Source organism: Saccharopolyspora sp. NPDC049357, from assembly GCF_040677225.1.
In the GTDB taxonomy this organism is placed as follows: Bacteria; Actinomycetota; Actinomycetes; order Mycobacteriales; family Pseudonocardiaceae; genus Saccharopolyspora.
Map to the genome: position 1 here is coordinate 130,456 of NZ_JBFAQJ010000007.1, position 26,850 is coordinate 157,305.

23 protein-coding genes and 1 pseudogene are annotated in these 26,850 nt (G+C 65.9%); 10 read left to right on the forward strand and 14 right to left on the reverse strand.

Features of this window, described 5'->3' with window-relative positions:
• Window positions 1-21: 21 nt before the first annotated feature.
• The 7 genes from AB0J91_RS08605 to AB0J91_RS08635 are packed head-to-tail and all read right to left on the reverse strand — an operon-like array spanning window position 22 to window position 8,477.
• Complete coding sequence (locus AB0J91_RS08605; protein WP_363865510.1) at window positions 22-2,469, reverse strand: type IV secretion system DNA-binding domain-containing protein; 2,448 nt, start codon at window positions 2,467-2,469, stop codon at window positions 22-24.
• A gap of 45 nt (window positions 2,470-2,514) precedes the next feature.
• The gene (locus AB0J91_RS08610; protein WP_363865512.1) at window positions 2,515-4,284 is read right to left on the reverse strand and encodes a DUF87 domain-containing protein; all 1,770 of its coding nucleotides are present in this window, start codon (window positions 4,282-4,284) and stop codon (window positions 2,515-2,517) included.
• The gene (locus AB0J91_RS08615; protein ID WP_363865514.1) at window positions 4,281-5,333 is read right to left on the reverse strand and encodes a PrgI family protein; all 1,053 of its coding nucleotides are present in this window, start codon (window positions 5,331-5,333) and stop codon (window positions 4,281-4,283) included. Before AB0J91_RS08615 ends, AB0J91_RS08610 begins: the two co-directional genes overlap by 4 nt.
• Window positions 5,330-6,451 (reverse strand): hypothetical protein, encoded by a 1,122-nt coding sequence (locus AB0J91_RS08620; RefSeq protein WP_363865516.1) that lies wholly within the window; start codon window positions 6,449-6,451, stop codon window positions 5,330-5,332. The genes AB0J91_RS08615 and AB0J91_RS08620 overlap by 4 nt, the downstream gene beginning before the upstream one ends.
• A 21-nt stretch (window positions 6,452-6,472) precedes the next feature.
• Window positions 6,473-7,429 (reverse strand): hypothetical protein, encoded by a 957-nt coding sequence (locus AB0J91_RS08625; protein WP_363865518.1) that lies wholly within the window; start codon window positions 7,427-7,429, stop codon window positions 6,473-6,475.
• Window positions 7,430-7,434: 5 nt separating this feature from the next.
• Window positions 7,435-7,845: a pilin gene (locus AB0J91_RS08630; protein WP_363865520.1), complete on the reverse strand. Its 411-nt coding sequence runs from the start codon at window positions 7,843-7,845 to the stop codon at window positions 7,435-7,437.
• Window positions 7,836-8,477: a hypothetical protein gene (locus AB0J91_RS08635; RefSeq protein WP_363865522.1), complete on the reverse strand. Its 642-nt coding sequence runs from the start codon at window positions 8,475-8,477 to the stop codon at window positions 7,836-7,838. Before AB0J91_RS08635 ends, AB0J91_RS08630 begins: the two co-directional genes overlap by 10 nt.
• A 724-nt stretch (window positions 8,478-9,201) precedes the next feature.
• On the opposite strand from AB0J91_RS08635, the gene AB0J91_RS08640 reads away from it, so the two are divergent.
• From AB0J91_RS08640 to AB0J91_RS08655, 4 genes are all read left to right on the forward strand, one after another.
• A complete protein-coding gene (locus AB0J91_RS08640; protein WP_363865524.1) occupies window positions 9,202-9,924 on the forward strand; it encodes a hypothetical protein in 723 nt (240 codons plus the stop codon).
• Complete coding sequence (locus tag AB0J91_RS08645; protein ID WP_363865526.1) at window positions 9,921-10,817, forward strand: DNA methyltransferase; 897 nt, start codon at window positions 9,921-9,923, stop codon at window positions 10,815-10,817. The genes AB0J91_RS08640 and AB0J91_RS08645 overlap by 4 nt, the downstream gene beginning before the upstream one ends.
• Entirely contained in the window at window positions 10,814-11,137 is a 324-nt protein-coding gene (locus AB0J91_RS08650) for a helix-turn-helix domain-containing protein (protein ID WP_363865528.1), read from the forward strand. Before AB0J91_RS08645 ends, AB0J91_RS08650 begins: the two co-directional genes overlap by 4 nt.
• Window positions 11,138-11,255: 118 nt before the next feature.
• Window positions 11,256-12,464: a tyrosine-type recombinase/integrase gene (locus tag AB0J91_RS08655; protein ID WP_363865530.1), complete on the forward strand. Its 1,209-nt coding sequence runs from the start codon at window positions 11,256-11,258 to the stop codon at window positions 12,462-12,464.
• A gap of 223 nt (window positions 12,465-12,687) precedes the next feature.
• Here the strand turns inward: AB0J91_RS08655 and AB0J91_RS08660 are convergent, their stop codons facing one another.
• A complete protein-coding gene (locus AB0J91_RS08660; protein ID WP_363865532.1) occupies window positions 12,688-13,443 on the reverse strand; it encodes an IclR family transcriptional regulator in 756 nt (251 codons plus the stop codon).
• 108 nt (window positions 13,444-13,551) lie between these two features.
• Between AB0J91_RS08660 and AB0J91_RS08665 the strand changes: the two genes are divergently transcribed.
• From AB0J91_RS08665 to dmpG, 3 genes and pseudogenes are all read left to right on the forward strand, one after another.
• Window positions 13,552-14,349 (forward strand): fumarylacetoacetate hydrolase family protein, encoded by a 798-nt coding sequence (locus AB0J91_RS08665; protein WP_363865533.1) that lies wholly within the window; start codon window positions 13,552-13,554, stop codon window positions 14,347-14,349.
• The gene (locus AB0J91_RS08670; RefSeq protein ID WP_363865535.1) at window positions 14,346-15,290 is read left to right on the forward strand and encodes an acetaldehyde dehydrogenase (acetylating); all 945 of its coding nucleotides are present in this window, start codon (window positions 14,346-14,348) and stop codon (window positions 15,288-15,290) included. Before AB0J91_RS08665 ends, AB0J91_RS08670 begins: the two co-directional genes overlap by 4 nt.
• Window positions 15,287-16,299 (forward strand): annotated as a pseudogene (dmpG, locus tag AB0J91_RS08675) (4-hydroxy-2-oxovalerate aldolase). The gene AB0J91_RS08670 and the pseudogene dmpG overlap by 4 nt, the downstream one beginning before the upstream one ends.
• A 13-nt stretch (window positions 16,300-16,312) precedes the next feature.
• Here the strand turns inward: dmpG and AB0J91_RS08680 are convergent.
• Window positions 16,313-17,266: a LysR family transcriptional regulator gene (locus tag AB0J91_RS08680; RefSeq protein ID WP_363865537.1), complete on the reverse strand. Its 954-nt coding sequence runs from the start codon at window positions 17,264-17,266 to the stop codon at window positions 16,313-16,315.
• Window positions 17,267-17,381: 115 nt separating this feature from the next.
• Between AB0J91_RS08680 and AB0J91_RS08685 the strand changes: the two genes are divergently transcribed.
• From AB0J91_RS08685 to AB0J91_RS08695, 3 genes are read left to right on the forward strand one after another with little or no spacing between them, the layout of a single operon-like run.
• Complete coding sequence (locus tag AB0J91_RS08685; RefSeq protein ID WP_363865539.1) at window positions 17,382-17,948, forward strand: flavin reductase family protein; 567 nt, start codon at window positions 17,382-17,384, stop codon at window positions 17,946-17,948.
• A gap of 34 nt (window positions 17,949-17,982) precedes the next feature.
• The gene (locus AB0J91_RS08690) at window positions 17,983-19,287 is read left to right on the forward strand and encodes an LLM class flavin-dependent oxidoreductase (RefSeq protein ID WP_363865541.1); all 1,305 of its coding nucleotides are present in this window, start codon (window positions 17,983-17,985) and stop codon (window positions 19,285-19,287) included.
• Window positions 19,287-20,114 (forward strand): alpha/beta hydrolase, encoded by an 828-nt coding sequence (locus tag AB0J91_RS08695; protein WP_363865543.1) that lies wholly within the window; start codon window positions 19,287-19,289, stop codon window positions 20,112-20,114. The genes AB0J91_RS08690 and AB0J91_RS08695 overlap by 1 nt, the downstream gene beginning before the upstream one ends.
• Window positions 20,115-20,240: 126 nt before the next feature.
• Here AB0J91_RS08695 and AB0J91_RS08700 read toward each other — a convergent pair whose 3' ends face one another.
• From AB0J91_RS08700 to AB0J91_RS08720, 5 genes are all read right to left on the reverse strand, one after another.
• Window positions 20,241-21,233 (reverse strand): 3-carboxyethylcatechol 2,3-dioxygenase, encoded by a 993-nt coding sequence (locus tag AB0J91_RS08700; RefSeq protein WP_363865545.1) that lies wholly within the window; start codon window positions 21,231-21,233, stop codon window positions 20,241-20,243.
• A complete protein-coding gene (locus AB0J91_RS08705; protein ID WP_363865547.1) occupies window positions 21,230-22,099 on the reverse strand; it encodes an alpha/beta hydrolase in 870 nt (289 codons plus the stop codon). Before AB0J91_RS08705 ends, AB0J91_RS08700 begins: the two co-directional genes overlap by 4 nt.
• Window positions 22,096-23,940, reverse strand: a complete 1,845-nt coding sequence (locus AB0J91_RS08710; RefSeq protein WP_363865549.1) for an FAD-dependent monooxygenase — start codon at window positions 23,938-23,940, stop codon at window positions 22,096-22,098. Before AB0J91_RS08710 ends, AB0J91_RS08705 begins: the two co-directional genes overlap by 4 nt.
• 30 nt (window positions 23,941-23,970) lie before the next feature.
• Entirely contained in the window at window positions 23,971-25,332 is a 1,362-nt protein-coding gene (locus AB0J91_RS08715) for an MFS transporter (RefSeq protein WP_363865551.1), read from the reverse strand.
• A gap of 498 nt (window positions 25,333-25,830) precedes the next feature.
• Complete coding sequence (locus tag AB0J91_RS08720; RefSeq protein WP_363865553.1) at window positions 25,831-26,763, reverse strand: LysR family transcriptional regulator; 933 nt, start codon at window positions 26,761-26,763, stop codon at window positions 25,831-25,833.
• Window positions 26,764-26,850 lie beyond the last annotated feature (87 nt).

The following is a 26,850-nucleotide window of genomic DNA, read 5'->3' on the forward strand; positions in this document are numbered from 1 at the left end:
CAAGGCATGCGAGCGGGGGTGTCACTGGTGCAGGCGTGGGTCAGTGCTCGCCCGAGGCGGCTGGCTGGTCCCAGTGGAGGCCGCCGGTGGTTCGGCGCCGGGACGTGTGCGGGTGGCGGTCTGGCGGCGCAGTGCGCGGGAGCGTCCGGGGATCGCGGCCGGGAGGGGGTCGGTGACCAGCGTGAACGGTCGTGATTGCTGGCCGTGAACGACGAGGCGGGCGGCGGCGTGGTAGGCGTCGAGGTGGGCGAGGTCGTGGTCGGTGAGGTGTGGGTGGGTGTGCTGTGCGAGGGCGCGGGCGTCCTCGGGGCTGGCTGCGAAGAGGACCTTGTTGCGGGCGTTGGTGGAAATGCCTTCGCGGAGATCGCGTGGGAGCTGGCCGAGGTGCTGGTGTGCCAGGGTCATGGAGACTCGGAAGCCGCGGGCTTCGGCGAGCATGTCCTCCAGTGGGTAGGGCAGGTTGAGGAAGTTGTGGCATTCGTCGATGTACATCGAGGCGTCGCGGCGTTCGCGCTGCGGGGTCGCGGCGCGGGCGGTGGTGGCTTGCCAGGCTCGGGCCACTGCGAGGGAGCCGAAGAGTCGGCTGGTTTCGTCGCCGAGTGAGCCTTTGGGGATGCGCACGAGGCAGATTCCGCCGTCGAGCACCGCGTTCATGTCCGCTGTGGAGGCACCGGCCGTGAGGGCGTCGCGCACGAACGGGCGGAGCAGGAAGCTGCGGAGTTTGTTCATCAAGGGGGCGATGACTTGGGCGCGTGATGCCTCGGTCAGCTCGGCGTACCAGTCCCAGAAGCCGCGCAAGACGGGGTCGGTGACACCGGCGGTGACGCGGTCTCGGAAGGCGGGTTCGGCGAGCAGGCGGGGGACGTCGGCGAGCGTGGTGATGCCGCCTTGGGTGCGCAGGGTCAGGCATGCGGCGCGGAAGACGTCGTCGGTGCGGGGTCCCCAGAACGCGGAGTAGACGCGGCGGAAGACCGAGACGAGGTTGTCGACGGTGACGTCCACGGCTTCGCCGTCGAGGGGGTTGAGGCAGGGTGGGCGGCTGCGGGCGTCGGCGTCGAAGAGCACCAGGCGGTTCGCGGCTGTTTTGGGAAGGCGTGAGAGGACGTCGGTGACGAGGTCGCCTTTCGGGTCGATGACCAGGCAGCCGCGTTCGGCCTCGGCGTCAGCGAGGATCATCTGGGCGAGCAGGGTGGATTTTCCGGAGCCGGTCGCACCCATGAGGTGTAGGTGCTGGCGGGCATCAGCGGCGCGCAGGCCCACGCGGCGGGTCGCTCCGGTGTCGGTGGTGCCCAGCGGCTTGACTTCCGGCCCCGGTGCGGCGACCTCGGGTGGTGGGGTCAGGGCGCGGGCGCCCGCGCGGTGCAGGCCGGGAATGGCCTCATCGGTGGGCAGGTGCGCGAGGGCGGCGATCTCGGGAACCGAGAGCAGGTCACCCCGACCGAAGCCACGGTGGCGCAGTGCTGGGGCGGGGCGGTTCAGTCGGTGGCGCCAGTAGCGGTTGTGGTCGGTGTAGGCGGCGAAACAGGTGGCAAGCGTGTGGGCCCGGCCGCGTAGCACTCGTCGGGCCCGGCGCTGCTGCTCGGGATCTACCGGGCGGGTAAGGACGGTGCTGGCGGCGTAGCGCAGGCGGGTCTCGTACTGGCTGCCGCGTTGTTTGGTGACACTGACCCGGTCCCGCGCGGAGCGCTCCAACCGCGTGTGCGTATCTCCGTGTCCTCGCGTGGACTTCGTCTGTGGCGAGCGTGTCGTTCCGGGGGTGAGGAGGTCGAAGAGGAATCCGCGCAGGTGCGGGGCACCGGTGAGTCGGCGTCCGGCGGCGGGGCGGGCGAGTACTTGCACGCAGACGTACTCGCCCGGGCCGAGGCCGCTGGGTGCGGCCAGGATCGCGCGGAGCGGGTCGGTGTCGAAGTCGGTCTTAATCGGCAGCGTCTCGGGTCGGGCCAGGCGGAGTTCTCCGCCGACGACCAGGGTGTGCTCGTCATCGGGTTCGGGGATGGGTGAGGTGGCCGGCTGGGTGTGGGTGCGGGCGCCGGGCCAGGCGGCTTCGACGGCGCGCTCGATGAGCCCGGGCGGGATCGTGCCGGGCACCCAGATCTGGATGGTGATGCCATCGCGGGTGATGACGTACTCGCATGCCAGGTGCGGCTGTCCGAGCAACGCGCGCTTCCACGCCGGGCGGAGCAGCCCCACCAGATGTGACCACAACGCGGCCCCACCGGCGGCATCCACTGTGGGTGGTGATTGGATGGTCACGACTTTGGCGTTGTGGTTCAGCCTGTTTCGCCGATACGCGCGCAGCGACAGGCGCAGCACGATGGCCGCCACCAGCCCAGCGAGCATCGACGCGAGCAGTAGTGGGCGGTGCAGGAGGGGCCGGATCGCGGTCTCGGGGTCCTGGAGGTAGTGGGCGATGCCGTCCTCGAGGAGTTCGACCGGGCCCCACAGGTTCGGAAAGGCGCGCAAAGACATCGGTGCCCCGATCTCGTCGAAGAAATTGGCTGTGGGCGTGGGGTTTTAGAGGTTGATCCAGTCGTGGCTGTCGCCGTGGGTGGTGGCGGAGTCGAGGAATTCCGGGTCGGTGGTGACGAGGTCGTGTTCGACGGGTGAGGCCACGGTTTGCAGGGCGACCCATTGGGTTCCGGTGGACAGCAGGGCTTGGCCCTGGTCAGCGGTGAGCAGGTACTGCCGTGCTCCCGCGGCGAGCCCGAAGTGCGCGGCAACCTCGTCGATAGCTTGAGGTGACTGGCGCAGCAGGATCTGGGTGGTCGCGTTGCCCACGATCGCCTTGCCAAGGTCGCTGCCCAGCAGGTCGCCGACGTCCTGGGTCGCCACGGTCAGGCCGCACCAGTGCTTGCGTGCGGCTTTGGCCATCCGGAACAGGAACTCCGCTCCGGCGGTGTGGCTCATCAGCAGCCACGCCTCGTCGACCACGACCAGGCGCCGGCGGCGGACGACGGGGTGGGAGACTTCGCGCCAGATGGCATCGAGGGTGAGTGCGGTGCCGATCGCCTGCAGTTCCGGTGGTAGGTCTTTGAGGGAGAACACGACCAGGTGCCCGTCGGGGCGGGTCGTGGTCGGCCCGTTGAACAGGGTGTTGAACGCGCCGTCGACGAAGGGCCGCAGGCGCTCAGCCAGCTCTGCGGCGCCGGTGGCGTGCAATGTGTCCCGAAGGTCGGCGAGCAGGGGCGCGGGGCGTGACCAGGTGCGGGGGTCGGTGGTGATGCCCGCGTTGCGATAGGTGGTGGCGATGGCCTCGTCCAGGATGCCGCGTTCGGCGCTGGACAGGTCGCTGCCCAGCAGCAAGTCCAGGATGGTGTGCAGGAACAGGCTTCGGCGGGCCAGCGCGTCGCTGGGGGCGCTGCGGCGCCCATCGGCGCCGATGGTGACCGGGAGGTCGAAGGGGTTGAGCTGCACGCCGGGTGCGCCCAGGCGCAGGATGGTGCCGCCGACGGCGTCGGCGAGTCGGGTGTATTCGTCTTCGGGGTCGATGACGCTGGCCTGCACGCCCCGGTAGAGGTGGCGTAGGAGTTCGAGTTTGACCAGATAGGACTTGCCCGCGCCGGATCGTCCGAGGACCACGGCGTTGTGGTTGTCGGCGGCGAACCGGTCCCAGTGCACTAGGCCCGAGGACTGGGCGTTGTAGCCATACAGCACGCCGTCGGTGGTGGTCTCCAGGTCAGCGGGGTCGGCGGCACGAAGATCCGGGGAGGTGAACGGGAACGCGGTCGCCAGGGCGTGGGTGTCGAAGGTGCGCTGCATCCCGAGCGGATCGAGTCCGACCGGCAGGGTGGCCACCCAGCCCTGAACGCTGCGGTAGGTGGTGGGCTTGGCATCCAGCAACATCGAGGACGCCAGAGCACGCACGGCGGTGACCTCGTCAGCCAGATGCTGTTCGCTGTGGGCGTGCACGGTCAGGTACAGGCCGAGTCGGAACATTTTCGATTCGCCGCGTGCGATGCGGGCCGACAGTTCGTAGGCGTCCTCGGTGGCGGCCTCGACGTGGGGGTCGGCGAGACGGCCGTGCTCGGCGGTGTGGCGGCGTCCGGATTCCAGTTTCGCCAGTTGCTGTTTCAGGTGTTTGGCCGCATGAGCGGGGTCGACGGGGTCGATGTGCAGGGAGACGTCGAGGCGGCCTGGGTAGTTCAGCAGGGGTTGCAGCCATCCCGCGTTGACCTCGCGCGGGTAGCCGGTGATGGCGAAGGAGGCAACCCATTCGCCGGCGACGGTGAGGTGTCGGGCGCCGATGGTCATCGAGTCAGGGGTGAACACGCTCGCGTGGGTCATGAGGTGGCCTCCCATCCGTGCGGGTCGACGAGGTCGTCGGACGCGGCCTGGTATGTGGTGATGACCTCGGACGGGCCGGCCAGGACCGCCCCGGTGGTGCCGGTGTGGTCGGGGTTACAGGCGCTTGCCACGACGTGGGTGGCCTGGGCGGTGTCGAGCACGGTGAGGCGGATGCTGGCGGGGGCGAGAAGGTCGATGGCCTCGTTAACGCGCCGGAGCAGTCGGGCTTCGGCGGCGTGTCGTGCGCCCGCATCCATCCCCCGGCGTGGTTGTCGTCTCCGTGGACCGGTGTCGGTGGTACTGGGGGTGGGTGCTTCGCGGAAGACGAGCAGGACCTGGCGGCGGAGCAGGTCGGTGTGGCCAGCTAGGTGGGTGAGGAAGTCGGCGTGTTCTTCGGCCGCGGTTTCCAGGGCCGGATGCGGCAGGCTCGGTGCGTGGTCACGCAGGGCGGTGATCTGGTCGGTGAGGTCGCAGCGTTGTGCGCGGATGAGGATCTGCACGGGTGCGGTCAGGGAGTGCAGGTAGCGGGCGAAGGCGCCGACGAGGGCTTCATGTTCGGTGTGGGTGCGCAGCGCGAAGTTGACCGTGCTGGCCGCGGCGATCAGGGCAATTCCGTCACCGGCGAGGTCGACGACTCCGGCCTCACCGGTGCTGGCGGGCTCCACGCCGCTGGCCGGGGCCGGAACGGCTCCCAACCGGGGAGTCGCGGTGGTCGTGGCGGCGGGCACGAGCCACTCGGGAACGGGTTCGGCCGGCGTAGGATCGGCGACCCGGTAGCGCGCGGAGAACCGGTGCCGCACGGCCGCGCCAACGAGCCGGTAGAGCGCGATGCCATCCCGCTGGCCCAGGGCGAGGACGAGGGCGGCTGCGGCGACCGGAGTTGCCAGGACCGCGAAGACCGGCAACGCCAGGATGCTGCGGGTGGCGGCCCAGGTGCCGTAGAGCAGGGCTGCGGTCGTGGCCAGAAGCGTGAGTTGGCGGGCGGTGAGTCCGGCGAGGAGGCGGTCTTCGCGGTCCACGTCGGCGGGGATGCGGGCCGGTCCGTTCATCGGGTGCTCCTCGGTGGACGATGACCTTCGGGCCAGGTCAGCGGCAATTCGGGCTCAACGGGCTCGGACGCCCGGACGGGCGGCGCCGCGGAGGCCGGCTTCGACGCAGACTTCGGTGGCTTGGGCGCTGAGGTGCGTGGCGGCTTCGATGACTGCTGAGCGCCAGGCTTGGTGCGGGGTTTTCTGGGTGTGGTGGGGAGGTCGAGTGGCAGGGCGTACTGGCCGTGTTTGTCCGGGCGGATGCCCTTGTAGGCGGGCAGTTCCGGTGGTTTGCGGCGGCGCGGGCGTGGCGGGCGAGCATGCGGTGCGACCTCGCCGGAACTGGTGAACAACGGCCGCTGCCCGCTCCCCCGCGTGGGTGCGGCCGGTGGTGGTGCTGGTGCGGCAGCCGGTGGCGGTGTGCTGGGCGTAGGCGTGCCTCCGATGAGGGGCAGGTGGTACTGGCCGCCGGGCGGGATAGTGGCCGGGCGCATGCCCGGTTGCCCAGGCGCCTGGGGCCGGGCGGTCGGATTCGGGCGGCCGGTGCGGGTGAACAAGGCGGCCTGGTTGGGGCCCGGTGTCGCGGCGGTGTTGGGCGGGGTCGAGTCGTCGCGCAAGGTGTGACGACCGGTCGCGTCGGGGTGGTGGCGGGTGTGGATGGGCAGCATGTGTTGTTGCCCGGGTTCGGTACTGGTCGGCACGGCGCCGGGGCCGAGTGGTGGTGGCAGGGCGCTGCGGCTGGGTTTGCCGTCGCGGGTCCACAGCGCGGCCTGTCGCCCGCGTGTCACCGACGTGCGTGTGGACGGCGGCGTGGGGGTGTTGGTCGTGCGCGTGGGTCGGCGGGTTCGTGCCAGGCGGCCAAGTGGGAGCAGCAGTTGCCCACCGGCACCCGTGTGCACGCTCGAATACGGATCGGGTGCGGTTTCGCCGCTCGTGGAGGACCTGTCCTCGCCCGCACCGGAGGGCCGGCCGATGGCGGATGAGGCGCCGCGAATCAGGCCGAAGGTCTTGTAGGTGATAAAGCCGCGCACCATGGATCCGAGAAACGAACGGCGTCCGTTTCGCAGTGATCCGAGGATCCAGAATGGGATTTTGATCAGGATGTAGCACATCGCGATCGCGATCAGCAGCTGCGCCATCACACACCTCACAATCGAGGTCTAGAAGAGCGTGACCCCGCCGGGCAGGTAGAAGAGCCGGATCGTCGCGACAAAGGCCAGTGATTGAGCGACTTGCACGGCCAGCACTCCGCCGAAACAGCGCCACCACCAGTACGCGACCGCTTCGGTATGGGGCAGGGCGTGACACATCAGCATCAGCGGCGCCGCGATCAGCAACAGGACGGTGAGCGCGACTCGGACCACATAGGTGAGCAACACCGCGATGATCATGACGACAAGAACGAGAACGGTGAAGATCACGTACAATTCGCCGAGCTGACCCTCTCCCTGGGGAAGGCGCCCGCGGAGAGTGTTCGTGAATTCCGCGGCGGTCTCCGCGACTTTGCCCGGATCGCCCACCAGGACGGCGACCGAGAGCGCGTTGGCGAATTCAATGGCTTTTCCCCCGAAGAACAGCGACATGTTGGCCGCGGTGAACGCCACGGCGATCCGCGGCAGGATTTCTTTGACCGAGGCTCTGGTGTGCAGCGTCTGGTAGGCCATCGCGCTCAATCCGGCCAGAGTGACCAGCAGGCCGGAGCAGGCGAGCATGATGCGTTGTGACCCGCCCCAGATTTGGCCGACGACAGGCAATTCATGCAGCGCGGGCGTCGCCAGCAGTGAGTGCGCAAGCCAATCCAGCACCGCGTTAAGTGCCGAGGTGGCGATGTCTTCGAAGAACCCCCAGAACCATCCGGTCAGGAATTCTTGAATCCACCCGTGCTCCTGCGCTTCATTCCCAGCAGGTGGCGCCGGAGAAGGCGCCGGCGGGGCCGGTGGCGCCGTACTGGGCCACGGCAACGGCGGTGCATCCAACGGCATTGACGAAGGCGGCGGAGTGGGGGCCGGGAATGGCAACGGAATATCCTGAGCGACGGCCACGGCGCCGCAGAACAACCACATCACCGTTCCGGCCACCACGAGGGTGGTGCCGCGTCGCGCGGCCTGGTGGGACATGGGCTTTACACCTCAAGAATGCCTTTGAGGATGCTGACCAAAATGGGCGCGAGAGCGCAGACAGCGAAGCCATAGGCGGCGTGCTTGACCGCTTGCTTGGCTTTTTCGACCTCGCTCGGGTCCCCGCCGGCAAGCAGGTAACGCAGCCCGCCGATGGTGAGGAACAACGTGGCGACCACCGCGAGGATGCCCATGATCCAGTTGCGGGCGTTGTTCATGACCGTTTCGAGGTTGGCCGCCTCGGCAAGAACCATCTCGGGGGCAGAGTGACCGGTCGCAGCGCCGAGCAGCATGCCGGCCAAGGCGAGCCCCGCCGCGAGCACGAGCCGTGGGCGCCGTGCGGCTCGCCGTGTGCGGCGTGATCGCGCGGAGTCGGTGCGGTGTTCTGGGTGGGGTGCGGTGGTGGTCAGTCGCATGAGGTGTCCTCCTTGCGCGCGGGCGCCGACGACGGCAGAACGGGGCGATCCCCGTACTTCTGAACTCCGGATTCGCCGCCTGTTCGGGACATCCCGTCAGCGCACCGCCACCGACCGGCGGACCTGTTCTGGGCAAGGCTCGCTGTCCGGGAAGCGGTCGCTTCGTGGTCGGTGCCGCTGTCGTCACGGAGGTAGTCGACGAGCTTGTGTTCGGCCCGCTGCCGCTTTTTCTTGATCGCCTCGTAGCTCGCGCCGTAGTGCTCGGCCACCTCAGCCAGCGCAATCCCTTCCAAGCGGGTGGCGCCGATCAGGTGGGCTTCGTCGGGGGTGATGACCTCGTCGGTGACTGCGCGGGCCAGGACGAAGTCGGGGTGCTCCCGCGGCCGGGGCGGGGGCGAGGAGGACGGTGTGGTGCCCGCTGGCAAGGGTGTGTCCAGTGCTTCGCGGACTGCGTTGTGCCCGGCTCGGTAGGCGGCCCACCGCAGGCGCACCATGATCTGCTTCCGGGAGCAGTCGATCTGCGCGAGCTCGGTGACGAAGCCGGCGAGCACCGCTGCTTCGATATCCGCGGTATCACCCATGAAGCGTGAGGTCAGTGCGGCACTGGCCCGGATCAGCGCGGGCAGCGCCACTCCGACGCATCCCAGGGTCCACACCGCGCCCTCGGCGCGGGAGGCTGACACCAGGTGCGCCCACACCGCATCGCGTGTGTCCTGCGTGCAGGCCCTGCGAAGCAGGCAGTCCCTGAGCTCATCCAGCCGCAGTGCCCGCCCGGGCAAACCTGGGAAGTCACGGCCGTCGACCGTAATCGGCTCTGGCCCGGTCACTAGCCACGAAAAGGATTGACGAGCGGCCGCAAGCGGCGACAATTCCCGCCCGCGTGATTCATTCTTTGAGTTCGAGTCGGATCGCATGACGTGACCTCTCTGCAAACGTCGAATCAACGACTTCTGCATCACGCCATGGGCACCACTACACGCCTCCTACTCTTCTCTCACGAAATGCATTCCGTACCGCTACGCAAAAACTACGAGCGTCAACGACCCGACCTCGGGAAGATCGAACCCACGCGCGAACAAGCGGGCCGCTAAAGCGTTCCACACCTTTCTGAGCTGCGGTGTTAGCAATCTGAAGTCGGCACACACGCACCACACACGCACTACTACGAGCCCGACATCAAGATCGAACTAATTCACTCGTGGCGATCATTCCTTAGATTTCTAAGCGGCCACCGACGCTGCGCACGCTTCCGCGAAAGTTCATTCCCGCCCGTCCCCGAATGCGCCCTGAATCGGAGTTCAGAGGTGTCACAACCACGAACGGCCCGCGCCGTTCAGGGGCTTGCGGAGGAAAGCAATGAGCATCTCGGAACCTCGATCACCATCGAGCCGCATTGACACCGATCCGACAAAGTCGAGCACGCAGACAGCACCCGCGCGCCGAGCCGGCGAACCGACAACCACGACGGGCGACACCACCCCGACCACCGTGTGGCCCTGCGCCACAGCCACGCAGGACCGGCCCGCGCAGCGGTGGCCTCGATCCGTACTCGACGAGATCATCCATGGCTTCAGCAGCGCGGGCGAGAGAGTCGCGTTCCTCAACGCGGCTCCTGCGGAACTACGGGCACTTCACAGCGTGCTCCACACACACCAACGACGGCCCGCGGACGAAGCGGGTGTCCGGGGAACGGCCGACCTGGCGGTCGCCGTTGTATCGCCCGAACCCGGCCACGCCGAGACGAGCAAGCACCTGGCTCAACAAGCCGCGGCTCTGCTCGCCGCGGGTGGCGTGCTCGTGGTTCTCACTCACCACCAGCTCCATGACGGCCGGCTTGTGGATCCCACCGGCGCGGTGGTCACCGCCGCGCAAGATGAGGATCTGCTCTACCTCCAGCACATCGTGGCGCTACTCGCACCGTTGAACGAGCTCACCCGATCCACACCGCCAGCACACCACGACGGTCCTTCCGTACACAGCCGTGTCCACCTGGACCTGCTGGTCTTCGCCCAACCCCGCCAGCCCGAACCCGACATGCCCACGCACCCGGCCGCACGGATCGAAGGAGCCCAGCGATGACCCACACCCACCTGCCCCCGCTGTCGGTGTGGGCCACCGCTCAAGCCGCCCCCGTCACCCAACGCAAGGGCCGCTACCTCCGGGAGTCCACCGCGCACCCGGCCAAAATGCTGCCCGCCATCGCCGCACACGCCATCGCCCACTACACCCACCCCGGCGACACCGTGCTCGACCCCATGTGCGGCATCGGCACCACCCTGATCGAAGCACTGCACCAGCAGCGACGCGGCATCGGCGTCGAATACGAACACCAATGGGCCCAGATCGCCCAACACAACCTCGACCGCGCCCACCACACCGGCACCAACTCCCCAGGACGAGTCCTCCGCGGCGACGCCCGCCAACTGGACTCCCTCCTGCCCTCCCAGCTTCGCGGCACCGTCGCGCTCGTGGTCACCTCACCGCCATACGGCCCCTCCACCCACGGCCAAGTCACCACCGGCCAGGCCGGCGTGCACAAGCGGCTCCACCGCTACGGCAACACCCTCGACCGAGGCAACCTCGCCAACATCGGCCACCACCGACTCCTCACCGGCTTCACCCGCATCCTCACCGCCACCGCCCCCTACCTCCGCCCCGGCGGCCACGTCGTCCTCACCCTCCGCCCCTGGCGTGAAAACGCCGAACTCATCGACCTGCCATCACAGATCCAGGCATGCGGAACCCACGCCGGCCTGACCCTCACCGAACGGTGCGTCGCGCTTCTCGGACGCGTCGCCGACGACACACTCGTAGCCCGCGGCAGCTTCTTTCAACGCGACTTCGTCCGCAAACAACGAAAAGCCGGACTACCCCTTCACCTCATCACACACGAAGACGTCCTTGTCTTCCGTAAACCATCGACAGAAGCCACCGACTGCACCCCCACTCCCCCGCAGGTGGACGCACCATGACACCACCAAAAAGGAAGCCGACAACTCGCAGGCAGCGGCCCGGACTGAGAAGACCTCTAAACGAACCTAGAGAATCCGATCTCGACCAGACGGCCGAAGAATCGGATCGGCAACCATGCGCAGCTGACGAACAACCACCGAGTGCGGAATCTCAGATTCTTTATACACCCGAGGAAGCTGCCGCCAAACTCAGAGTCCGCCCGTCCTGGCTGCGCCGGAAAGCCTCGACACGCGCCATCCCATGCAGATTCATCGGCAAACACCTCCGCTTCGCAGACGAAGACCTACGGCACATCGCCGGACTCTCAAGTCAGAACTGAAAACCCCTGTAGTCCCCCAAATGACGGCGGCTTGACAAACATTCGAAGACGAGCGTCCATATTCACTGGCCCCCGCCACAGAACCAACCGTCACGGATAGATACGGAACCCACCCACCATGTCGTTCGTTGAGAAGACAGGAAACAGCACCTGGCGCGTCCGATACCCCAAAGACGATGGGACACTCGGATCAATCCCCGGCTTCGACAGCGCACCCGCCGCACAACGCAAAGCCGATGAAATCGACGCAGACCGACGTCGAGGCACTTTCCTCGACCCCAGTGCCGGAAAGGTTCCTTTTGAGGCTTGGGCCTCCACCTGGTTCGACTCCATCGACGTTTCCGAAAACACCGAATCTCAGTACCGCAGCATCACCAAGAACCACATCCTTCCGCGCTGGGGATCCACTGCCATCGGCGACATCACCGGCAGCGCCGTCCACGGGTGGTCCAAGAAACTTCGTCGCCACGGCTATGCGCACACCACAGTCTCAACCATCGTCAAAGTGCTCTCCATGATGCTCGCCGACGCCGCCCACGAAAGACTCATCCCCGACAACCCGGTCCGTCCCCAACGCCGCGGAAAACAACGACGCCGCGACACCCGACGACGCGAAGCCCTCTGGGCAACCCCAGAACAAGTGCTCACCATCGCCCTCCAAGCAGCAATCTACGCATGGCCAGGCGCCGGCATCCTCATCATCACCGCCGCCTATACCGGGGCGCGCTGGGGCGAACTCACCGGACTCCAACGCCACAACACCCACCTCAACAACGGCCACATCATCATCGACCCCGACAACGGCGCACTCCACGAAATCAACGGCAAACTCACCCTGGGACCACCCAAGACCGAAGACTCCGCCCGCACCATCACCCTCCCCCCGTTCCTCATCGACCTACTCCGACACCACCTCACCACCCACGATGGGCCCCACGTCTTCGTCACCCCCGACCACCAGCCCCTCCGCCGCAGCAACTACGCCCGCCGCGCCATGCGCCCCGCCACCGACGGCACCCTCCACCACCCCAACCCACACCACCAACTCCAACCCGTCGTCCCCGGACTCACCTTCCACGGACTACGCCACAGCCACAAAACCTGGCTCATCGCCGACGCGATCCCACAAGTCGCTCAAGCACGCCGAATGGGCCACGTCCTCCCCGACAAAATCGAACACATCTACTCCCACGTCGCCCACGAAGTCGAAACCCGACTCCTCAATTGTCTCCAACAACGATGGGAAACATCCCTACACGCCATCCCGCGAACAACCTGCGTACAACAAGCCACCTGTAGCCTTGAAGCACTCGCACCGACGACCTAGTGGAAGGCAGTCGACAACCCGCTGCCTCGACCCACTACGCGGACGCAACGATGCTTGGTCCGTCCTGGTTGGCAGCTCCTTCGGTTTCGACTTCTACGCCGTGCGGGCAGCAGCAGGCGCGGCGATCGAGGCGGAGGGCGTCGGCGACCAAATCATCAACGACGCCCAGGACAGCCTGCTGCGACGGCAGAAGCGCCCGTCCTGATCGGGCAGGTGCCGCCGGTCACCTCGACTCGGCGTACCGCAGGGTCCTGGAGAGTCCCAGCGCTGCGGTACGCACCGCGGGAGCGAGACTGGCGGGCCGGAATTGCTCCCGGGGTACCGCCACCGAAACGGCAGCCACCACAACTGCGCCGGCGAACACCGGTGCGGCGATACAACTGACGCCGCTCGCGGCCTCCTGTTCCTCGTAGGCGAGCCCCGAGACCTGCGTCTGTTCCAGCGCTGTCCGCACGCGCTGCGGATCGATGATCGAGAAGGGAGTCAGCTGAGGCAGTTCCCTGGCGAGGATCGTGTCCGTGAGCTCGGCCTCGGAGAAGGCCAACAGAGCCTTGCCGATCGCGGTGCATGTCAGTGGTAGTCGGCCGCCGATTCGGGATGGCAACGGCACGGCTTCGTGACCGTGAATGCGTTCGAGGTAGACGACGTCGTGACCGTCCCGAATGCCGAAGTGGACGGTCTGCCGGGTGCTCTCGAAGAGGTCCTGCAGGAACGGCAGCGCTGCTTCACGCAGATCCTGGCGACGGTGTACGAGTGAACCTAGCTCAAATAGCGTGCCGCCTAGCCGGTACCGCTCACCGTCGCGTTCCAGTAGACCGAGTCGCACAAGGTCGCCCACGAGGCGGAACGTAGTTGTCTTGCTCATCCCAGTCCTCGCAACCAGTTCCGCAAGACGGAACGCGCCTCCCTCGGGACGATAGATGTCCAGGATTGCAGCCGCCTTGTCGAGCATGTTGCCAGCTGTCGCGTTCCGCGTCACGGCACAAACTTTGGCACAAGGTCTGCCCGCGACCTATACCTGGGGCGTCACAAATCCCACTTCTGGAGGACCCCGAATGCCCTCGAGCCGGTTCCACGGAGAACCACGATGAACACCGCCATCCGCAAGGCCGCGGAGCTGTTGGCGACCGCGACCGATTCAGCCACTCCGTGCCCGCCGGTCCGCGACCTGTTCGCCGACGGCGACATCGATACCGCGTACGAGGTGCAGCGGCTGGGCACCGAGCGCGTTCTCGCCGCCGGGCACACCCTGGTGGGTCGCAAGATCGGCCTCACCTCACCGGCTGTGCAGCGCCAGCTGGGTGTGGATCAGCCCGACTTCGGCGCGCTGTTCTCGAGCATGGCACTCAGCGACAAGGAGTCGGTGGCGGCCGGCAGGCTGCTGCAGCCGAAAGTAGAAGCGGAGGTCGCGCTGGTACTCGGCGCCGACCTGCCCGCCCCGAACTGCACTGCGGCGGACATACGGGCGGCCACGGCCTTCGTGTCCCCCGCCCTGGAGATCGTCGACAGCCGGATCACCAGGTGGGACATCACGATCGTCGACACGGTGGCAGACAACGCCTCCGCCGGCCTCTTCGTCCTCGGCAACGCCCGCACGGCGATTGATGAGGTGGAACCGGCCGAGATCAGCATGCAGCTGTACCGCAACGGTGAACTCGTGTCCGAGGGCACGGGCCGGGACTGCCTGGGCGACCCGCTCCATGCCGCCGTGTGGCTCGCCTCGACGCTAGCGAAGAGAGGAGAGCCGCTGCGTGCTGGCGACATCGTGCTGACAGGCGCACTGGGCCCGATGGTCCCTGCGACGCCCGGGGATGCCTTCACCGCCGCGATCTCCGGGCTAGGCGCCGTACAGATCAGCTTCGCCAGGCAAGGAGAGACGGCATGAGTCGCCGTGCGCACGCGGCGATCATCGGCTCGGGCAACATCGGCACCGACCTGATGATCAAAGTCCTACGACTGTCGGACCAGTTCAACATCGCGGCCATGGCCGGCATCGATCCCGCATCCGACGGCTTGGCCAGGGCACGCCGACTCAAGGTCGCCACGACCCACGAAGGTGTCGACGGCCTCGTGCGGATGGACGAATTCGCCGACGTGCAGTACGTGTTCGACGCGACCTCCGCCGGTGCGCACCGTCATCACGATGCGGTCCTGCGCGAGCTCGGCCGCACCGTCATCGACCTGACCCCCGCAGCCCTCGGGCCGTACGTCGTACCGCCGGTCAATCTCGACCAGCACCTGCGCGCCCCCAACATCAACATGGTGACCTGTGGCGGGCAGGCCACTATCCCGGTAGTGGGCGCGGTCGGCGCGGTCAGCCCGGTGCACTACGGGGAGATCATCGCGTCGATCTCCTCCCGTTCGGCTGGCCCTGGGACACGGGCCAACATTGATGAGTTCACGGAAACCACTGCGGCCGCGATCGAGAAAGTCGGCGGCGCGGCCCGCGGCAAGGCGATCATCGTGCTCAACCCCGCCGAACCGCCGTTGATCATGCGTGACACCGTCCACTGCCTGGTTTCCGGGGCGGATACCGAAGCGATCACGGCCTCGGTCGAGGCCATGGTGGGCCGAGTGCAGGCATATGTGCCCGGTTACCGGCTTAAGCAGAAGGTGCAGTTCGAAGCCGTCGCTGCCGATGACCCACTGCACAAGCTGATCCCAGCAGACGCAGCCGCCGACGCGGTGAAGGTATCGGTGTTCCTCGAGGTCGAAGGTGCCGCGCACTACCTGCCGGCCTACGCCGGGAACCTCGACATCATGACCTCCGCGGCACTACGCACCGCCGAGCGCGTCGCGGCCCATCGCCAGGAGATCGCCCTATGACCACTCTCTACATCCAGGACGTGACGCTGCGGGACGGCATGCATGCAGTCCGGCACCGGTACACCGTCGAGCAAGCACGGCGAGTTGCACGCGCTCTGGACACGGCGGGAGTCGCCGCAATCGAAATCGCACACGGTGACGGGCTGGCCGGCTCCAGCATCAACTACGGCGTGGGCGCTCACACCGACTGGGAGTGGATCGAAGCGGTTTGCGACGTCGCCCAACGCGCCCGTCCAACAACGTTGCTTTGCCGGGAATCGGAACGTTGCACGACCTTAGGCAGGCGCACAGGCTCGGAATCCGCTCGGTCCGCGTCGCCACGCACTGCACTGAGGCCGACATCTCCGCCCAGCACATCAGCGCCGCGCGCGAGATGGACATGGACGTCTCCGGCTTCCTGATGATGTCCCACATGGCCGAGTCGACCGAACTCGCCGAGAAGGCCAAACTGATGGAGTCCTACGGCGCTCACTGCGTCTACGTCACCGACTCCGGTGGACGACTCACGATGGACGCAGTCCGGGACCGCGTCCGCGCCTACTGCGACATCCTCGACCCGGCCACAGAAGTCGGCATCCACGCCCACCACAACCTCGCTCTGGGCGTCGCCAACAGCATCGTCGCCGTGGAGAACGGCGCTACCCGTGTGGATGCGTCCCTGGCCGGGCAGGGCGCCGGAGCGGGCAACTGCCCCCTGGAGGCATTCATCGCCGTGGCCGACCTCATGGAGCTCGAGCACGGCTGCGACCTGTTCGCACTGATGGACGCTGCCGACGACCTCGTGCGCCCGCTGCAGGATCGGGAGGTCCGAATCGACCGCGAGACCTTGAGCCTCGGCTACGCCGGCGTCTACTCGAGCTTCCTCCGGCACGCCGAGGCTGCCGCAGCACGCTATGGACTCGACACCCGGGCGATCCTCGTCGAGGCCGGACAGCGGGGCATGGTCGGCGGCCAGGAGGACATGATCACAGACATCGCACTCGACCTGGTCTCTTCGGAGGCGCGATGATCGGCTGATTTCGTCACATGGTGATGGAGAAATGACCCTCGTCGTCCACGGGGGCCGTGGGAACCGCCTCGACGTTCTCGCGGCTCCGCACGACGGCGCGGGCCGTTTCGAGAAACCGCCGCACGAGCGGGTTTCTCGCCGGATCTCGGTAGGCCAGTGCCAAGGGCACCGTCATCCTGGGACTGCGCAACGGCCGGAAGGTGGCGCCGTTGATGCCGAGGTGTCGCAGCGATGCCGGGACCAGTGCCACCCCCATGTCCGCTGCGACCAGTGCCACCAACGCCGCACTGTCCGGTGCCTCCTGGCGCACGCTCGGGACGAAACCCGCGCGCTCGCAGGCTTCCTGCATGAGCATGTTCAGTGTGGATGGTGGATTCGTCGGATAGGCGATGAACCACTCGTCGCGAAGGTCGCTGAGGTCGAGCTCGCGTTTGCTCGTTGCCGGATGACGGCTGGCTAGCAGAGCCACGACGGGCTCGTGCCGGATGATCTCCACGGCAATGCCCGCTGCGTGCACCGGAGGACGTAGCACACCGACGGCGAGGTGGTCGTCGAGCAGTCCCTGGACCTGAGCCGGAGTGACGAGGTCGCTGCGTACGTCCAGGGCGACTTCGGGATACCGGTCCAGATGGGCGCGGACGAGAGTGGGCACCAGTTCGTACGTGGCCGACCCGGTGAACCCCACGGCAAGCTTGCCAAGCTCGCCCCGCGCCGCCTTGCGCGCCGCGTCGACCCCGTTTTCCGCATCACCAAGCAACGACGTCATGCGTGCGTAGAACACCTCGCCCGCGTACGTGAGCGACACAGACCGAGTCGTGCGCGTGAACAGCTCGACTCCGATCTCACGTTCGAGTTTGCGTATCTGCTGCGACAGCGGCGACTGCGCGACGTTCAGCCGGGCAGCCGCCCCGGTGAAGCTGCGTTCCTCGGCAACCGCGACGAAGTATCGGATGTGCCGCAACTCCATGACCCACCTCACACATCTAGATGTCGGAGGTCTGAGTACCACGCTATTTGGTCTTTCACAAGCAGGGCTGCAGCGTGCGACGGTTGATTTCGCGAAAGAGAACGGGAGGTCGTCAATGGAGATAGATCCGCGGGAGTTCCGCCGGTGCCTCGGCCGGTTCACCACCGGTGTCACCGTCGTCACCTACCGCAGTGCGGAGGGTATTCGCGGGGCAACGGTCAACTCCTTCACCTCAGTATCACTGGAGCCCAGGTTGGTCCTGGTGTCGCTGGCCCGCCGCGCACAGGCGTCCAACGCCATGGACGGTGTGCCATTCGCTATCAACGTCCTGCGCTCCGATCAGACGGACCTCGCCTACCAGTTCGCCGGTCGGCCGCAGTCCGGCTTGCGCATCGACTGGCAGTCCGGTGCGGACGACGTCCCCACGTTGCCCGGCGCGATCGCAGTGCTGACATGCCGCCCATGGCGCCGATACGACGGTGGCGACCACATCCTGCAGCTTGGCGAGGTCATCGACGCGCACACGCGTCCAGGCGACCCCTTGGTGTTTAGCGATGGGCAGTTCACCACGACCGGGCTACCGGTACTCGACGGCCCACTCGTGCTCAGCCTCGACGCACCACCAGCGCCCAGCTGGACCGCAGCGGCAAGCCGTCTGCAATACCACGCCGAAGCCAGCTGACCTTCCCGTTTCGGACCCCACAGAAGGAGGATCAATGAAGATCAACCTCTTCGAACAGGCACCATACCGGTACCTGCCGGACGACTTCGAGAAGAACCACGAGTCGGTGTGCAGCACGCCGTACTCTCTGACGACGCCGGATGGCGTCTACGCCTCGATCCGGGACTTTATGGACGAGCTGATGCACGGAGCCCGTTCGGGCTTCGACGGCATCGCGGTCACCGAGCACGGCCAGTCCAGCTACGACATGGTGCCCAACCCCGACCTCGTCGCCAGTGCGCTGGCCTACATGACCGAAACCGAAGGCATGGACGTCGCGATCTTCCCGATGGGACGGTCGCTGGGCAAGGCGCGCGAACCGGTGCGGGTCGCCGAAGAGTATGCCTCCATCGACGTCATGAGCGGCGGTCGGCTGGTCGCCGGGTTCCCCATTGGCCTGCACTACGACGCATCGATCAACAACGGTGTACCGCCGATCGAGATCCGTCCTCGCTTCGACGAGAACCTCGAACTGCTGTTGCGTGCCTGGACCGAACGCGAACCCTTCCCGTTCAACGGCAGGTTCAGCCAATACCCGCAAGTCAACATCTGGCCACGCCCTCTTCAGCCCTCGCCGCCGGTGTGGATCACCGGCATCGGCAACCCCCGCACCATGCAGATGTGCTTGGAACGCAACTTCGGCTTCAACTACCTGTCCTGGTTCGGCGCCAAGCTGACCGGCAAGCGCATCTTCGACCGGTTCTGGGAGATCGCCGACCAGGTCGGCGTCCCGCGCAACCCCTACCGGCTCGGCTTCCTGCAGACGATCGCCGTAGCCGAGACCGACGAACGCGCCGAGAAGGAATACGCACACCACCTCGAATACGGGTTCCGCAAGGGCCTGGGCAGCATCCCGCCAGAGAAACTGGGCCTTCCCGGCGGCATCGACATCCGCGGCGTGCAGGCCCTGGTCAAGGACCCCGGCGACTTCGGCCTCTACTACCAGATGCGCGGCGCCTCGTTCCGCGAACTGGTCGATGCCGGCGTCGTGATCTGCGGTAGCCCCGCCACCGTGCGCGAACAGGTCGGCGACTTCTGCAAGCAGTACGGCATCGGCAACCTCCACGCCATGCTCGGCTTCGGTTCTCTGCCGCGTGATCTGGCGATGAAGAACATCCAGTTGTTCGCCGAAGAGGTCGCTCCCCACCTGCGCGAGCTGTGGTCCGATACCGAGCACAAGCACCACTGGTGGCCTGAACGCCTCGGCGGCGACCCAACCCCGGTCACCGCCGGCGCCACCGCAACCGAGGGGGCCTCCGCCCAAACCCAGAACACGACGCGAACGGGGGTGGCGGTCTGATGACGACACTCGACACCACGGGTCCGACCATCACTGAAGAAGCCATCCCGGTCTGGAACGGGAAAATGACCGTCCGCGTCAAGGTCGCGGGCGCCGGCACTCCCCTGCTGTACTTGCACCCGGCCGCCGGCCTGGCCTGGGATCCGTTCCTGTCCCGGCTCGCCGAGCACTACACCGTGTACGCACCCGAATTCCCTGGTACGAGTGCCGGTGATCCCTACGCGATCCACACCGTCGACCACCTCAGCGACGTGGTGCTGATCTACGAGGAACTCGTGCGCACTCTTGGTCTCACCAAACCGGTCGTGATCGGGCAGTCATTCGGGGGCATGCTCGCCGCAGAGCTCAGCTCCGCGTTCCCCGACCTGGCATCCAAGGTGGTGTTGCTCGACCCGATCGGCCTCTGGCGCAACGACCTGCCCATCGCCAACTGGATCGCCACCCCGCCCGACCAGTTGCCCGGGCTGCTCTTCCATGATCCGGGCGGGCCGGCCGCTCAGTCAATGCTCGCCATGCCCGATGACCCGGACATCGCCGCTGCCGCGACCGCAGCGATGGTGTGGGCTTTCGGTTCCACCGGCAAGTTCGCCTGGCCGATCCCCGACCGCGGGCTGCGGAACCGGCTTCACCGCCTCACGGCTCCCGTGCTGTTGGTTTGGGGGCGTGAGGACCGACTGGTTCCGGTGGGCTACGTCGAGGATTGGCAGGATGCCCTCGCTGACAGTCGCGCCGTGGTGATCGACGACTGCGGCCACATTCCCCAGGTCGAAAAGCTCGATGAGACGCTCTCGGCGGTCAGCGAGTTCTTGGGCAAGGACTGCTCCTGAATTACCGGTGCTGCAGCCGGGTCGGACCCGTATAGACGAGCCCGACCCGGCTTTCCGAACAACAACTACCCGCTTCAGCACCTTCGGGGTCGACGCTTGTCAGACCGGAGCTCGTGGATCAGTCAGTCATCTGGGCGATTCGGCCACCAGTTCCACAGTCGTCAGACCGAAACCGGCGATAAATTCGGGGATCGGGCGATAGTAGCTATATCGCACGGCGTACTCGCCGCAGGATCCGAGGGCCGCGTACCCGGCAAACCAGGTGCGGACCTCATGGGACGAGTGACCCGCGACCTCTTGCATCCACTCCGGACTCCACGAATCGAGGGCCGGAAGTTCACCGGAAGCCAGAATTCTCATGAGTTCACGGTCCCAGTCGGGAGCCAGGTCCATGATGTCGGCTTCGCCGCGCGCGAACGCTCGAGCGGTGGCGATCGTGCGCTGTTCACGTGCCGCGCGGGCTTCGGGGCTGAGGTTTCGGCCGGCGCCAACGAGAAGCCTGCGCTGCTCGTCGGTGGCTTCAGCCAGTCGCGGCACGGGCGGGTCGTGGGATAGCCCACCAGAGGCGATGAACAGGACCCGCTTGTCGAGCTCGGAGGCCCACCTACCGATCGCCTCCCCTAGCGCACGAATGCGAGCCATCGGTGCAAATGGCGGGGCGACTGCGTTGACGAAGACCGGGATGACCGGCTTCGCCCGAATATCACCGTAGACGATCTCAAGGGGCTGCACCGCCCCGTGGTCGACCTCCATGCGCAGCGACACCGCGGCGTCCACACCAGCGGTGAGCACCGACGCTGACAGAGATTGGGCCAGTTCGTAGGGCACGTCCAGCTTCCCCGCCTGGCTGCCGAAGTCCCCGATGCTCACGGCATCCAGACCAATGCAATAAGGCGGCATCAACTCGTAGAAGAACCCGTTGTAGTGATCAGGCGCGAAGCTCACGATCAGATCGGGATCAAAACCCGTGACGAAGGACCGGGCGTTCTCGAGTGCGGCTTCTACCTCCGCGGTGACCTCAGGGCTCGGTTTCACCTCGTGGAGCAGTGGGCTGTGCGACATCGTCAGTAGTGCGCAGGACACTTGTCGTCCTTCCGATCGAAGATGCTTGGCGTTCAACGGTCCAGGAGAAAGTCGAGCTGGATGCGATCGAAGGTCTCGCTGTCTTCGTACTGGGGCCAGTGGCCGCACTCGTCCATCACCGCGAATCGACCGTTGGGAATCAAAGAGGCGATCCGGCGACCTTCGTCTACTGGGCCGGACGGGTCCTTGGTCGTCCAAAGAACCAGCGCCGGGACCGACATAGATCGCAGCTCGCCGTCGCTGATGAGATTGCGCTTGCGGATCTCCATGTTCTGCAACGCCATGTTGTTCTCGCACGCCTGCAGCCAGTCCGTCTGTTCGAAAATGGCCTGGCGGGTGCGGATCAGGTCGTCAGACACCATCGTCGGGTCCGCCATCAGCCATTCCAGTCGCGCGCGCACGCGCTCCCAGGTCGGGTCCTTGGCCGCTTCCATCGAGAGGGTGTAGAGGCGCTCCATGACCTTCGGGTTGGCCATCGTGCCCCCCATCGTGTTGAGCACGACGCGATTGACCTTGTGGGGGTGGTCGATCGCGAGCCGGGCTGCGGTCCATCCGCCGAGCGATTCTCCCGAGAACGCGGCCCGCTCGATGCCGATCGCGTCCATGAAACGCAGTACGTGGTCGACGTAGTGCGGGATTTCCAAGCAGTGGCTAGGCTTTTCGCTGTATCCGTGGCCGATCAGGTCGATGGCCCAGACCGAGAAGTGCGCTGCGTGGGAAGCCAGGTTCCGCACATATGCCTCGGCATGCCCGGTGATGCCGTGCAGCAGAATCAACGGTGGCTTGCTGGTGTCGCCAGCGTGCAGGTAGCGCGTTCGGTACCCACCCGCGTCAGCGAATCCTTGGGAGAACTCAGTAGCGACCAGATCGGACCAGATGCTGGTGTAGGGATCCTTCGTCACAGGAAAGCTCCTTCCGTATTGGGATCAGTGGCGTCGAGCAGGTAGGTCTGGTCGATCGCAGAAGGCACCGGGGTGCGCGCCCAGTGAGAGGTGGCGAGTACTGCAGCGAGCGCATTGCGGAGCAGCTCAGCCGCAGTGGTCTGTTCGTGGACGGCGTCGACGATCCGCCACGCCACGTATCCATCAGGGCGGACCAGTAGCGCGCCGGCTTCGTCGATCTCCCGCAAGCGCAACCAACTTCCGTAGAGATCCTCGTGCCCTCGTTCACCTACCACGACGGTGCGCAGGAACGGCAGTGCCAAGTCGTCAGCCGCTGAAACCCACGCCTGGCCTGACAATCCGGTGACCAAGGTGAGGAACCCCTTTCCCACGACGTCAAGGGTCGACACGCACCTGCCGTGCTCGTCCACCAACCAGGTGTGCGGGATCTTCGCGCCAGGACGTGTCGTGGCCTGCAGGTAGAGCTGCCGGTCGCGATGCCACACCTCCTCAACCGCCTTGGCATCAGGAACGACTGCTTCCGAGTCGTAACGCTGGTTGAGCTCAACTCCCTGAGCGTTGAACTCGTAGTTCTTGAGGTCGATCGCCTCTGCCAGTGCCGCGCGGGCCTTCGCGCCCTCGGGTGTGCGGGCACGAATCTTCGCCAAACCATCGGCGGCTGGGTCTTCTGAGTCCGACGCAGCGGCGAACGCTTCACGAAGCGGGGCATAATCGAAACGGGACTGGTTGGCCCGAGCGACGATCTGCTCACCCACGGGAGCCCGTTCAGCGGTGTATGACTCCAGAAGGCGCTCACCGGCGTAGCCCTTGATCACGAACGCGAGCTTCCAGGCAAGGTTGAAGGCGTCCTGGATGCAGGTGTTGGAGCCGAGCCCTGACGAAGGCGGGTGGCGGTGGACAGCGTCTCCGCCGCAGTAGACGCGACCCTTGGAGTAAGTGGTTGCGCGGGCCTCGTTGACGTACCAGGGCGACACCCACTCGATCTCGGCTTCCAAGCCGGGGTCACCAACCATCGAGCGAATCCGTTCGAGGGCCCGGTCTTGATCTAGATCTGGGCCGCCCTTCGTCTGATCGAAGCCCCACCCGGCCATCCACTGATCCCACGCACGTACCGCGCGAATCGCCCCCATACCGATTTCGCCGAAGCCCACATCGGGGTGCATGATGTAGTGCAGCACCGCAGGACGGTGTGCGACGTAGCGGCTGAGGTCGGCGTTGAACCTGGCATAGATCTGACCAGCCCGTGCGTGTTCGCCGACGATTTCGAGCCCGATGTCCTGAGCGACCTGCGATCGTGCACCATCGGCTCCGATCAGGTACTTGGCCCTGCGCGCCGTCACCGTTCCGCTGAGCCGGTCCCGCAGGGTGACAGTCACCCCAGTGTCGTCCTGTTCATGGCCGACGTACTCGGTGTTGAAGCTGAACTGGGCTCCGCGTGCCGCGGCGTGGTTGACCAGGATCGGTTCCATGAGCGTCTGCGGCAGGTCGAGCAGCGGGCACGGGCTGCCTTTCACGTATTCCCCGTGGCGCTGCTCGCCGGTGCCCCAGGTCCGGAGTCGCGCGATCTCAGGACCGGCGAGACTCGTGGTGAACGTCGTGTCACCCATCAGTTCCCACGGCGTGGCTTTTCGCTGAGCTTCCTCCTCGATGCCAAGGTCACGAAAGACCTCGATCGCACGTTGATTCACCACGTGGGCGCGCGGGGTATTGGCGAGCCAGTTCCATTTCGATACTGCATGTACCCGCACCCCGTAGGTTGCGAGTGCGAGCGCGGCAGTGCCTCCAGTGGGGCCGGCGCCGACGACGATCACGTCAGTGTCGAATTGGTCCTTCGCTGTCATGTCCTCCTCCTCGACTCGATTGCTGACTGGTCACCGAACGTGCGTTTGAGCTGGCGCAGATTCAGCTGCCTGTTCGGAGCTAGATCCGCGCCCTTGCCGACGTGCGGAACCCCTGCGGCCCGAGGCCCGTCCGGCGATCACGAGCGCGGTCATGGAGACCGCCGATGCCGCGAGCATGTACATCAAGAGCCCGCTGGTCGATCCGGTGGCGCCGTACAACGCGGTGGCGATGAACGGGGCGAATGCAGCGCCACAAATTTGCGCAAGGGTGTATCCGATCGACACACCGGTGTAGCGGACCTCAGCGCCGAACATCGGGGCGAAGAGTGATCCGGTGGACCCGCCGGCAGGTGCCATCGCGACTCCGAAGACGAGCATGAGAGCAGCTCCGAACAGCAGCGAACTACCGGTGTTGATCAGAGCCAGCGCAGGTGCGATCGACAGTGCCATCGCCGTCGCTCCCAGGAGATAGGTGCGTCTGCTGCCGATTCGGTCCGAGAGCGCACCGAAGACTCCGTACAGCATCGTGGCCACGACCGCAGAAGCGAATACCCCGAGCAGCGCCGACGTTCGGCTGATCGCAAGCACCGAGGTTCCGTAGGAAACCAGATAAGACATGCAAACGTAGGCGAAAATGCCCTGGCTGAGGAAGATCCCCGCGACGAGGAAGATCTCACGCCAGTACCCCTGCACAGCAGATTTCAGGGGGAGATCGACGCGATCCCGCTGCTTTTGCGCTCGCACGAAATCCGGGCTCTCCCCCACACTGAGCCGAATGTACAAACCAACGACCACCAACGCGGCACTCAGTAGGAACGGCAGACGCCACCCCCAGGCGAGGAACTGCTCGTCGGGAAGCTCCGCGACGAGCAGGAAGGCCAATGTCGCGATTGCAACACCGCTGGGCGACCCCATCTGCGGGAACGCCCCGTAGAAACCGCGACGGCCCGGTGGCGCGTGCTCGACGGCCATCAGCGTGGCACCGCCCCACTCGCCGCCCACGCAGAAGCCCTGCACTAGACGGAGAAAAGCGAGCAGGATGGGAGCCGCGATGCCGATCGCTTCATAGGTCGGCAGCAACCCCATCAGAAAGGTGGTCATACCCATCCCGACCAGCGAGACGACCAACATCCTTTTCCTACCAATGCGGTCGCCGAAATGACCGAACACAATGCCGCCCACAGGGCGAGCCAGAAAACCCACGCCGAACGTGGCGAACGCCAGGAGCGCTCCCATGAGTGGCGATTCGCCAGGAAAGAAGAGAACCGGGAATACCAGGGCAGCAGCGGTACCGAAGATGAAGAAATCATAGAATTCGATGCTTGTTCCGATAAAGCTGGCCAAGGCCACCTTCAGCGGATTCGGCCTATCCGTACGTGTCGTCGTTGACATACCTGCTCCATGTGATGGAACGGAGGGGCTGATTGACTCCGGTGCGAAACGATGCCGCGACGCCCTCGTCACTCGTCGCTTCATTACCCAGACACCGCGGCCACCTGGTGCCCGAGACAGATCATTCGGCCGCGGCGCTCCTTCGCCGCGACTTCGCGCCGACGCTGGAGTATGAGAGCGCCGCTCGCGATCACTCCGTTGGCACTGCCCTACCTGACGATTCCTGTCGCAAAGCCCTGACTCAGGTCAAGCATCGTCCGCATTGGGAGTGGCTCAGCCTCCGAGGCGGTGTACTCACATTCGCCGTCCGGCTTGCTGCTACCCGCATCGACCACGACCAACCCCGCGATATCCATCAGCTCGGATCGAGGTAACGCACGTGGAAATCGATGCGGACATCGTTGTCTCTTCCGGTCGGCAGCGAAGACGCCTCTAGTGAAACCACCGCAGGACTCGCTTGTCCAAGATGAGGATTTGATGCCCCCCAGTATGTTGGGCCTATCGCTGCTGCTCAGTGGCGTTGCCGGACTGCTCCTGATCCAGATGGGCTGAAGGCCGATACGCACGGGCAATCGCAAGAAATGCCTTCGCTGCGGGGGTCAGCGGACCCGAGCGGCTGGCCAGAACGACATCGAGTCGCGAGGGAACGTCGAGCCGGGCCACCCGTGCGCCGGCGGCACGGGCCACGGGTGCCCAAGCTGATGGCACAACAGCCAGCCCCACCCCCTGGAGGACGAGGGGAAGCACAGACGTGCGGTGTGAGACTTCAGCAACGATCTGCACTTCGGTGCCTTCGGCAATCAGGTCATCGACGATCCTTCGCATCAAGCTGCCTCCCGGGGACTCGATCAGCCCCTCCCCCACGAGCACCGCGGGTGGCACGACACCTCCGTCAGGCAGTCCGGACGACTGCGATCCAAGGACCACGAACGGCTGCTGCTCGAGTGAGAACACCTCGATCCCCGGCACCTTCAGCGGCTCGGACACTCCGACCAAGCCGATCTCGGGTGTCCCCTGTCTCAGCTGGTCGAACACCTCATCCGGTGTGAACCCCGCGCCTACCTTGACGGTGATATCCGGGTACTGACTGCGGAACCGACGCATTAGCGTCGACAAGGGCTCGATAGCCGGTGCCGGCATGGAGACCAGGTCAACCGTGCCCCGTTCGAGGCCTCTAATCGACTTAATCGCTTCACTCGCGACGTTCATTCTCCGCAAAACGTCCCGTGCATGCTCGGCCAGTTCAACACCAGCGGAGCTGAGGACGACACCACGCGCGTCGCGGTGAAAGAGCTGCACACCCAGCTCACGTTCAAGCCCCGCAATCGACTGAGACAGCGAAGGTTGCGCCACGTGCAGCTTCTTCGCCGCCCGACCGAAACCATCACAATCGACGACCGCAAGGAAGTACCGCAGCTGCCTAACGTCCATCATGGACCCTTCCCGAGACGTCCGATAGGCACACCTTATCCGTCTAAGCGCGGGTACTTCCGAACAAGCAATGGCTGGCGCACAGCT